Source organism: Okeania sp. SIO3B5, from assembly GCF_010692555.1.
Taxonomy (GTDB): Bacteria; Cyanobacteriota; Cyanobacteriia; order Cyanobacteriales; family Microcoleaceae; genus Okeania.
Genome location: NZ_JAAHHG010000392.1, coordinates 1 through 9,662, shown reverse-complemented (window position 1 = coordinate 9,662; position 9,662 = coordinate 1). Strand labels below are relative to the sequence as shown.

Below are 9,662 nucleotides of genomic sequence, written 5' to 3'. Positions count from 1 at the left end.
CTGTCTCCCTGTCTCCGTGTCTCCCTGTCTCCCTGTCTCCCTGTCTCCCTGTCTCCCTGTCTCCCTGTCTCCCTGTCTCCCTGTCTCCCTGTCTCCCTGTCTCCCTGTCTCCCTGTCTCCCTGTCTCCCTGTCTCCGTGTCTCCGTGTCTCCCTGTCTCCGTGTCTCCGTGTCTATTGAGAATGAAACAGCCCTACCCTCCACAGTAGGGGATTAGGGGTGGGTTGACTCCTAAAGAATTAAGACTAACATCATCAACACGCTTCAGCAACGCCTTTTTTGTAACTCATTAAACAAAAATAAGATTGGTTATTAAATTATTATGACTATTTTTTGAAAAATTACTTTCCTCATCTCCACAACAAATAGTCATATCTGTACTTCCTCTGAGAATGTAACCATTGCCTAATTTATTAGCTTGAGCATCTGTTTTATTTATACTCTCAAAAGTTGCAATTTCTTTAGTAGAATCTGTACTAACTCTTCTTAAACCTGAAGCCACTGTTGTGATTTTTATAGTAGATGAATTTTGCATTGATTTATATTGCTTACTTTTTTAGATTATACCTTGATTTTATAGTTAATTCCAATGCTTTTTTAGAGAATTAAATGAAGTTTTTGTGAATTTATTTTTCAGTAAATTCATCTAAGCTTATTCAATTATTCAGCAGTATTACAGATGTAAATATAATGATTAATTATAGAAAACAAAAAGCAAATCTATAGCTCTTTAAATGAAATAATTTCTCAAAAAGATAAATTATTTCAGCTTAATAATTATCAATTTACATTGTAGATAATACTGATGTAAACTCTGTAAAAACTCAGTATTATCTGTAAAAAATATTCTCAAGTATGAAATTTTGGACTCGACCTGCTGGGTAGCTAATACCAAATTGATAAATGTTTGCTACAAATAGTTAGGGTATTTATTATAATTCAGAATTTAGAATTTAGAATGCATAATGGATAGATTAAATACCATTTTTGATGTTTAAAATCACCTTTTTCGTGAAACATACTTTGTCGGAAAGTCTTTTTATGGTGCTTATTATTCGTAACATTCTTTTTTCAAAATTGCATAAGTGGATTTATAATTAGGGTTTGCTGAATAAATCTAAAATAATTACCAGATAAAGGTTTTAGCCTTTTTAGGTCTGAAATACCTTGGTTTTTAGCTCTTCACGCTCAAAAAGGAGCGCATTAAGGAGCGCATAGTTGGGCAAAAAAAATTATTCCCCTACTCCCCTACTCCCCTACTCCCCTACTCCTTAAAAAAGACTTTTTCAGCCAGCCCCAATTAGGGTTTGCTGAATAAATCTTTTAGTAGGGGTAGGAGACAACCCACCCCTAGCCCCTCCCAGGAGGGGGAGACAGGAGACAGGAGAAATGGGGAATTAATTAGGAGGTAGTCGGAAAAATTGAGAGACAATTTTTCTGCCATAATCATCCCAAAATACTATCTTTTTAAGCTTTTTCCACCGAAAAGCTGGTACTTTTTTCAACCCAAAAACGCACTTAGCCAATATCAGTCAATACGCGCGAGAATTAATCAGCAAACTCTAATTCATCTAGTCTAGGGCATAAGCATTCCGTCAAACCTAAGTCATTTGACAGAAAAATTCTTAAAATATGGAAAAGAATATATTTGAAACAATTATCTTCGTGATAGGTTCTAATCAAATCAAGCATTTGTCATACTTATATTCATTAAAAGGAGTGTATCCATGGCCTTAAAAGTAGCAATCAATGGATTTGGCCGTATTGGACGTCTAGTTTTCCGTGCTGGACTCAACCATCCCGACTTAATTGAGTTTGTTGGGATTAACGATTTAGTACCACCACCAAACCTAGCCTATTTATTAAAGTATGATTCAACTCATGGACGTTTCCCAGGAGATGTATCAGCTTCAGATGATGGTATGACAATTAACGGAAAATTTATTCCATGTGTATCAGTTAGAAACCCTGCTGAACTACCCTGGAAAGAAAAAGGTGCAGATTATGTAGTTGAGTCTACAGGATTATTTACTACTTTTGATGGTGCTTCAAATCATTTGGCAGCAGGAGCAAAGCGAGTCATTATTTCAGCTCCAACAAAAGATCCAGATAAGGTAAAAACCTTGTTAATGGGTGTTAATCACGATCGCTTTGAGCCTACCGAAGATACAATTGTTTCTAATGCTAGTTGTACCACTAATTGTTTAGCCCCTATTGCGAAAGTTATTGATGATAATTTTGGTTTGGCAGAAGGTCTAATGACAACTGTTCACGCTATGACTGCTACTCAACCAACTGTAGATGGTCCGAGTAAAAAAGATTTTCGGGGTGGACGTGGTGCAGCTCAAAATATTATTCCCGCTTCTACTGGTGCAGCAAAAGCAGTAACTCTGGTTTTACCACAATTAAAAGGCAAACTGACTGGTATGGCATTCCGGGTTCCGACTCCAGATGTTTCTGTAGTTGATTTAACTTTCAAGAGCGAGAAGTCAACTAGCTACAAAGAAATTTGTGCAGCAATGAAAACTGCTGCTGAAGGACCGATGAAGGGTGTTCTTGGGTATACTGAAGACCCTGTAGTTTCGACTGATTTCACCACCGACTCTCACTCTAGTATTTTTGATGCAGGTGCTGGAATTGAACTTAACTCCAATTTCTTTAAGGTTGTTTCTTGGTATGATAATGAATGGGGTTATTCTTGTCGAGTAGTAGATTTAATGTTATCAATGGCAAAAAAAGAAGGTATCTTAAGTTAATAGATAACTAGCAATAATTCAATTATGGTAGAGGTACTTCACGCCTCTACATTTTATAATATAATCATCATAAAAATAAGTTAACAAAATTCAGCTTTTATGTCTGAACTACCACCACTGAATACAGAAACTATTCAGGCAATTATTGATGCAAAAATTGACGATCATACTGTTAACCAATTAGTTTGGTATTATCTTGGTTATCGCTATGATACTACTACTGATAAGTGGGATGCTTCTGGTGTAGCACCAGAGTGGCGAGATGAATATCCAGAACCTCCTAATTTTATTGAATTTCGCCCACCCACTGTAAAATTAACTCGTTCTATTCCTAAAGAAAATAAACAGTTATTGAAGCAAAAGTTGGGTTTCAAAGGTTATAAAATAGGGGAATTTACCCCTGTACAAGCACGTCGTGCTACTATGGCAAATTGGCTTTTAAGCTACATGGAAATTAGTAGTCGTTGATATTTTTTAATTCAAATTGTGGCGTTGCACAGTGACAAATTATTCTAGATTTTTAATGAACAGGATTTTGGATTAATCAATTGCTAGAATGATTAATATTAGGTTTTTTACTCAAAGTATGGCGTTGCATAAATCCGGGATTATTTTAATAGTTTTGTGGAAGTGGATGTGGATGTGGAATGGGCATCTTGCCCGTTCCCGTTCCCCGTTTCCCGTTCCCCGTTCCTGATATTTTCACCGCAGACAGGGACAGGCAGGATGCCTGCCCCCACCTCAGCAATGCCCAAAGTATAAACTAATGAGTCAATCCTCTTCTTTTCAAGGAGATGTATTTGTTAATAATTAATTAGGGTTTGCTGAAAAAGTCTTATGGTTGAGGGTAGGAGTCAGGAGTCAGGAGACAGGAGTAAGAATAAATGGGAGTTATAGAACCCCTAACCGGATCTTTTCTTGAAATACATTGGCTGACAGAAAGCCGAATTCATCGCAGCCTAACAACTATCAGGGTTGCTGGAAACCGAAAAATTATCAAAAATGACTATTCACAGCCTGCCGCAACTTACTACTCTATTAACTTGTTATCTGTCAATAGCCATAATTACTTAAGCATTTCTACTTGTCTAAAATTTCTCGTTTTGAGATTATTCACCTTTGTCAAAAATATAAATATTCTGGATGATATTAACGTAAATACTTGCTTGTAGCTTTATTCAAGACAGAATTTTTTACTTTTAAACACAAGATTGGCACAATACCTTATGTACAAACTATGATACCAAATGCCTGAAATAACGCAAGTGCGTGAAATATTTTGTAATAATTTGTGGAAAATCGGAACTTGTTTGATTAAAATAAATAATTTTAATTACTGACGTGATAAGTTAAATCTATAGTTTTCCCTTCTTGTCTAATTTTGAGCTTGAAACTACTTTTGGATGATTGGCGATCGCCTGACTGACAAAAAAGAGAAAATTAAAGATACACTTAGGGGTTCTATAGAGGAGGTAGTCGGAAAAATGGTCTGTTAATTTTTCTGTCCTAGTTAGCCTTTTGTGCTAACTTTTTAAACCTTTTTGACCTCACTTCTAGCACTTTTTCTAGCCCTAAAAATGCTAAAAGCTTTATCTGTTAATGATTTTAGATTTAATCCGCAAGCCCTAATTATTAATTAATAATTATTGAAACATCCATCTAGTTTTTCTGAATTTTTTTCCAAAATCATGACATCCAAGTTACTCTCTATTTTGACTTCTTGAATCCAACCTTTATCTTTCGGTTGTAATAAAACATTAGAAAATTCTGGGTCAATATTTGAGGGAGTTTCAGTTGAACAAACAACTTGTAATTCGAACCAAGTTTCTTCCGATTTATTCAATTTTCTAGTTACTTGGAGAATACTACCATTACTAATTATACCTTTAACTTTCTTATTTGTTGTATTATTTAGTAATTCAATTGGTCCGTGTAACTTTTCGTGAGAATAATCGCCATGATTAATCAATATAAATGAACCTATATCCAAAGATAAACTAGGAGAAAATATGGAATTTGGTTGTTGGCTAGACTTTTCCGTATTTGCTGCAACAGTACTACTATTTGGAGACTTTACAGCCAATGGCTGTGTTAATTCTTTTGCTAAGGGACTTAAAAAATATCCTAATATTCCACCTACTAATACCAAAGCTCCTAATATCAATATTTGTCTTCTGCTTTTATTGAGTGGGGTTTGAGGGTTTACTACTACCGTTTTTGTTTGACCAGTTTTTACTACTGTTTTTGTTTGGCCAGTTTGAATATTTAATGCTTCTAATACTTCTGTTGCATTTTCATAACGCAGCAGAAAATATTCATGTACCATCCTATCCAATATATTTGCCAGACGATCGCTCACTCGTGCTTCATTTCGCCAGATAATATGTTCCGTCTTGGGGTCTCTTGGTAAATCTTCTAGGTTTTTACCAGTCAGTGCTTTTATTCCTACCATTCCCACTGCATAGATATCGCTACTTAGTTTTGGTTGCCCTCTAGTTTGTTCGCTTGGCATATACCCAGGTGTTCCGACTGCTACAGTGAAAGTAGTTACACCTGGTTGTTTAGCTGTGGTTAATACACTTATTTCTTTGACTGCACCAAAATCTATCAATACTATTTTGTTATCTGACTTACGACGCATCAAATTTTGGGGTTTGATGTCTCGGTGAACAATATTATTTTGATGAGCTACTGCTAATGCTTCTAAGATTCCTTTGAGTAAGGTAATAGTATAAGACTCGCTTAATTTTTTCCCCCCAGTCACTTCTTTACTTATATCGTGCCCTTCTATATATTCTTGTACTAAGTAAAATTCTGTTCCTTCTTGGAAGTGAGCAAATAATTTTGGTATTTGCTCTGAGTCTTTGCCTAATTTATATAACGTCTTTGCTTCTCTCTCAAACAACTTTTGGGCAACAGGCAAAACTCCTGGATCTGAACTTTTAGGTTTGAGATGTTTAACTACACATTTCGGATTTTCTGGTAGATCTAAGTCTTGAGCTAAGTAGGTATCTCCGAATCCTCCACTTCCAAGAGGAGAGTCGATAATTTTGTAACGTTGTCTTAAGATCTTTCCAGATTGCATAGTTTTTTCAGTTATCAGTGATCAAACTTTAACGCCTTTATGCCTAACTAATCTTCTACACACCCATCTAGTTTTTCTGAGTTTCTTTCCAAAATAATGACATCCAAGTTACTCTCTATTTTGGCTTGTTCAATCCAACCTTTCTCTTTTGGTTGTAAAACATTAGATAATTCTGGTTCAATATTTGAGGGAGTTTCAGTTAGACAAAAAACTTGTAATTCTAACCAAGTTTCTTCCGATTGATTAGATTTTCTAGTTACTTTTCTAGTTACTTGGAGAATACTACCATTACTAACTATACCTATAACTTTCTTATTTGTTGTATTATCTAGTAATTCAATTGGTTCGTGTAACTTTTCCTGAGAACGATCGCTATGATTAATCAATATAAATGAACCTATATCCAAAGATAAACTAGGAGAAGATGTAGGATTTGGTTGTTGGCTAGGCTTTTCCGTATTTGCTGCAACAGTACTACTATTTGGAGACTTTACAGGCCATGGCGGTGTTAATTCTTTTGCTAAGGGACTTAAAAAATATGCTAATATTCCACCTAATACCAGAAGTATCAAAATTCCTAACAAGTAAAACCACCCACTTTTATATTCTGAGTCGTATGGAAAATTTTTGGGTTTATTGTCGAAAAATTGACTATCTGATGAATTAAATTCCGAATTTTTTCGTGATTTTTGTAATTTTAAATGTTGAACTTTTACAGGTGGAAGAGACAATTCTGTTATCTGATCTTTATCAGTTACTTGATAATACACTAAAGCTACTGTTACATTATCATGCCCATTTGTAACGTTAGCAATTTCTATTAATCTATCTCTGACTGTAGCTAGATTTGTTTTCCCTTGTAGTAATGGTAATATTTCTGTTTGCCAATATTCCTCTACTCTATTTCGATCGCTTAAACCATCAGAACAAATCAAGAAAATACTATCCTCATCTATTGGAAAACGTTGTACAGTTGGATGTAAACTTGTTGAGGCAGTAACACCTAAAGCTTGTACTAGAGCGCCTGATGCTACTTGGTTGACGGCATCATGATATAATGAGTAACCTAACCTGACTTGACGAGTCGCAACATCATCATCTAAAGTTACTTGATAGCATCGAGTTGGAGTAATCCAGTAAGCACGACTATCTCCTATATGAGTGATGTAGAGTTCGTGGAGGTGGGCAAGCGCCATAACCAGAGTGGTTCCCATCCGTTGACGACCCTGACGTTGCTCGTTATCGTTACGCTCATAGATAGCATCATTAGCAGCATAAGCAGATTCTTCTAATTTTGTAGTTATACTTAGAGGATCGCCTTCTTCGGATATATTCTGTAAATTTTGGTACAAAACTTTGATTGCTAATTCTGATGCTTCTTCCCCTCTTTCTTGACCACCAATACCATCACAGACAATAGCTACTGTTTTATTACTCGGTGGACAGCTAATTGGTGTTTTACTCGGTGGGTAACAAGCATCTTCATTGTTAGAACGATTAGGTCCGGTATCTGTAGCAGTGGCAATGTGAATTTTTCTAATTTGCGATCGCCCCAATATTTCCAGAGCTCGATCTAGTTGTCCTATAAGTCGATCTGTATTGTGGATTTCACCTGCAATCATTTGGTGAAACAGTTGTTTCAAGAATTTTTCTACTGCTGGATGAGCATTCCTTGCCCATTTCTGCCAGAATCTACCTAAGTGCTGTAATGTCAAAGATTTTCGATCTGCTTGTAGCTCTAATAAGCGTACTAATTGTCCTTCTACCCGCAAATTCTCTGAGTTTAGCAAACTAGAAGCTACTTTTTGCACGTTCAGCGGTTGCCAAAGTTGAGCCATTTGCCATAACCAATTTAACTGTCGCATTGGTGTAGCATCTTTCCATGCTGTAGGTATGTCTGGCATTATGCTTCCGGAATTGGCATCTATTGGCCCTCCTTCTAAGAGCCAAATTTCTCGAGTCCCTTTTTTTTCTGTTACTGATAAAATTCCAAAAACTTGAGGAATATGAAGTCTATATGGAAATAATCTCAGATATGGTTCTATTTCACCCGGAATTTCTTTGGGCATCTGGGGCATTTCTTCTGGTTGAGTATCCAGCAGTATTTGATCGTCTTCAACCTGATAACGATCTACTATCATTTCTCCTGGCCGATAGGTTTTGATCCCTTCACCTATAGCCCACAGGTAGTGTTTTGGCATAGTGTTTTGCATCAAGGGTCCTCGCAGCTTTCGGCCATTTCTTTTATAAATTAGATTTATCTTTAATTAGGGTTTGCTGAATAAAGTATAAGTGGTAGGGGCAGGAGCCAGAATCCAGAATCCAGAATCGGTAAAGTCAGGAGGAATGGGAATTATAGAAGAGGTGGTCAGAATAATCGTCCTTTGATTTTCTTCTCCTATGTTGCCCAAAATACGCTCCTAATTGAACCATTACCACCTAAAAGCTGGTACTGCCTTAGTACCTGAAAAGGCTAGAATCTTTACCTGATAAGGCTTTCATGATTAATCAGCAAACCCTAATTATTTATGCTAGGTGAATTAGGTATTTGTTCTGGATTTTTCAGCATAATTTCAAGATCTATCTAAAAATATCTAAATTATTCAAGTATTTTACTAATAAAACTATAAATATTATTTCAATTATCAGTTGTACTAAGTTAATTTTATCATATATTGTTTTTAATCATTTGAGGTAATTTATGTCTAAATCTTCTGATTCTGGTGCTTTTAGTAATTTTACCAATCAAGAAACTAATGACAAACAGCCACATTCTAAGATAAACATAGATGAGCTGTTAACTCAACTTAAACATTCTCATGAATTATATTATAAAATGCTGAATCTAGAAATTTTTGCTTTAGTCGAAACTCTAGAGCAATTTTTTCCTGGTGCTTGGAGTCAATTTATGGCCAATCGTCAATTATCTATGAAGCAATTTTTGCAACATTATCAGAATAGAAGAGCACAGACTTAGCGAAGTCAGAAGTCAGAAATCAGAAGTCAGAAGTTATTTTTGTCACGAGGATTTGAGCAAGGCTTCAAAAACCAGATCGCCAATCAAGGCGGGGTGGAGGGAAGTCAGAAGTCAGAAGTCAGAAGTCAGAAGTTATTTTTGTCACGAGGATTTGAGCAAGGCTTCAAAAACCAGATCGCCAATCAAGGCGGGGTGGAGCGACCCAATTATTTTGATAATCCGATAACAAAAATGTTATCAGATTATTATGTTAGAGATTCAATCTTAATATGCTATTTAGCTTCTGGGTCAATATCTACTCTTGGTAGTCCTAAACTATAGTTATTGACACGAGCACCTAGATTGTAGCTAATTTGACCAGATTGTAATAGCGATCGCACAAAATGCTCTAAATCAGAACCTATACGACGTAGGTTGTATTCAGTTAAATCTTCCCCACTATAGGATTCTACCAGCTCGTCAAACTTTCTGTTAATCTGCTGCACAGCAGTATCATTCCAATTAAGTTCGTTATCAGGGTCGATATCGAGAGTTAATACCTTGTCATCAGGAACAAGTTCATTGTCTTCTATAACTCCGGCAAAAATATGAATATGTCTAGTTGTTGACTTTAATAGCATCGGTAATTTTTGGTAGAATTTTTGTTACAGTGCTTTCTTAGCAGTTAGTATAGTACCAGATTTTAAATTAAGCGCTTCAATTCAAGATTTCTAGTTCATTGACATCCTCCCCGGCCTAAAGGCACGGGGATTCCTACCGAGCCTTAGCTCCTCGGTGGGTTGACGTCTCACAGGCTGCTGCTACTTTGGCAGTAGTCTGACGCTTGCCTCCACGTCCGTTTCTTG

8 protein-coding genes are annotated in these 9,662 nt (G+C 36.2%); 4 read left to right on the top strand and 4 right to left on the bottom strand.

Going from position 1 to position 9,662, the window contains the following annotated elements; all coding sequences use genetic code 11:
* Positions 1-288: 288 nt before the first annotated feature.
* Complete coding sequence (locus F6K54_RS33010; RefSeq protein WP_293087513.1) at positions 289-534, bottom strand: hypothetical protein; 246 nt, start codon at positions 532-534, stop codon at positions 289-291.
* Positions 535-1,726: 1,192 nt separating this feature from the next.
* Between F6K54_RS33010 and gap the strand changes: the two genes are divergently transcribed.
* A complete protein-coding gene (gene gap, locus F6K54_RS33005) occupies positions 1,727-2,755 on the top strand; it encodes a type I glyceraldehyde-3-phosphate dehydrogenase (RefSeq protein WP_293087510.1) in 1,029 nt (342 codons plus the stop codon).
* 99 nt (positions 2,756-2,854) lie between these two features.
* Complete coding sequence (locus F6K54_RS33000) at positions 2,855-3,223, top strand: DUF1823 family protein (protein ID WP_293087507.1); 369 nt, start codon at positions 2,855-2,857, stop codon at positions 3,221-3,223.
* A 1,168-nt stretch (positions 3,224-4,391) separates the two neighbouring features.
* Here the strand turns inward: F6K54_RS33000 and F6K54_RS32995 are convergent.
* Both F6K54_RS32995 and F6K54_RS32990 read right to left on the bottom strand, forming a co-directional pair.
* Complete coding sequence (locus F6K54_RS32995) at positions 4,392-5,840, bottom strand: serine/threonine-protein kinase (protein WP_293087504.1); 1,449 nt, start codon at positions 5,838-5,840, stop codon at positions 4,392-4,394.
* A 47-nt stretch (positions 5,841-5,887) separates the two neighbouring features.
* A complete protein-coding gene (locus tag F6K54_RS32990; RefSeq protein WP_293087501.1) occupies positions 5,888-8,041 on the bottom strand; it encodes a protein phosphatase 2C domain-containing protein in 2,154 nt (717 codons plus the stop codon).
* A gap of 500 nt (positions 8,042-8,541) precedes the next feature.
* Here F6K54_RS32990 and F6K54_RS32985 point away from each other — a divergent pair, with 500 nt between their 5' ends.
* Both F6K54_RS32985 and F6K54_RS32980 read left to right on the top strand, forming a co-directional pair.
* On the top strand, positions 8,542-8,817 hold the full coding sequence (locus F6K54_RS32985) for a hypothetical protein (RefSeq protein WP_293087499.1): 276 nt from the start codon (positions 8,542-8,544) through the stop codon (positions 8,815-8,817).
* Positions 8,818-8,856: 39 nt separating this feature from the next.
* Positions 8,857-9,138 carry a hypothetical protein gene (locus F6K54_RS32980; RefSeq protein WP_293087497.1) on the top strand — a complete coding sequence of 94 codons (282 nt, stop codon included), beginning with the start codon at positions 8,857-8,859 and terminating at the stop codon, positions 9,136-9,138.
* On the opposite strand, the gene F6K54_RS32975 is transcribed toward F6K54_RS32980, so the two are convergent.
* Positions 9,090-9,437 (bottom strand): NAD(P)H-quinone oxidoreductase subunit M, encoded by a 348-nt coding sequence (locus F6K54_RS32975; protein ID WP_293087494.1) that lies wholly within the window; start codon positions 9,435-9,437, stop codon positions 9,090-9,092. The two genes, F6K54_RS32980 and F6K54_RS32975, sit on opposite strands and share 49 nt — an antisense overlap.
* Between the last annotated feature and the right edge of the window lie 225 nt (positions 9,438-9,662).

What these genes read in the sequence shown, in the direction of transcription:
- F6K54_RS33000 (WP_293087507.1), top strand. Translation starts at nt 2,855, where the DNA reads ATGTCTGAACTACCACCACTGAATACAGAAACTATTCAGGCAATTATT.
- F6K54_RS32985 (WP_293087499.1), top strand. Translation starts at nt 8,542, where the DNA reads ATGTCTAAATCTTCTGATTCTGGTGCTTTTAGTAATTTTACCAATCAA.
- F6K54_RS32990 (WP_293087501.1), bottom strand. Translation starts at nt 8,041, where the DNA reads ATGCCAAAACACTACCTGTGGGCTATAGGTGAAGGGATCAAAACCTAT.
- gap (WP_293087510.1), top strand. Translation starts at nt 1,727, where the DNA reads ATGGCCTTAAAAGTAGCAATCAATGGATTTGGCCGTATTGGACGTCTA.
- F6K54_RS33010 (WP_293087513.1), bottom strand. Translation starts at nt 534, where the DNA reads ATGCAAAATTCATCTACTATAAAAATCACAACAGTGGCTTCAGGTTTA.
- F6K54_RS32995 (WP_293087504.1), bottom strand. Translation starts at nt 5,840, where the DNA reads ATGCAATCTGGAAAGATCTTAAGACAACGTTACAAAATTATCGACTCT.
- F6K54_RS32975 (WP_293087494.1), bottom strand. Translation starts at nt 9,437, where the DNA reads ATGCTATTAAAGTCAACAACTAGACATATTCATATTTTTGCCGGAGTT.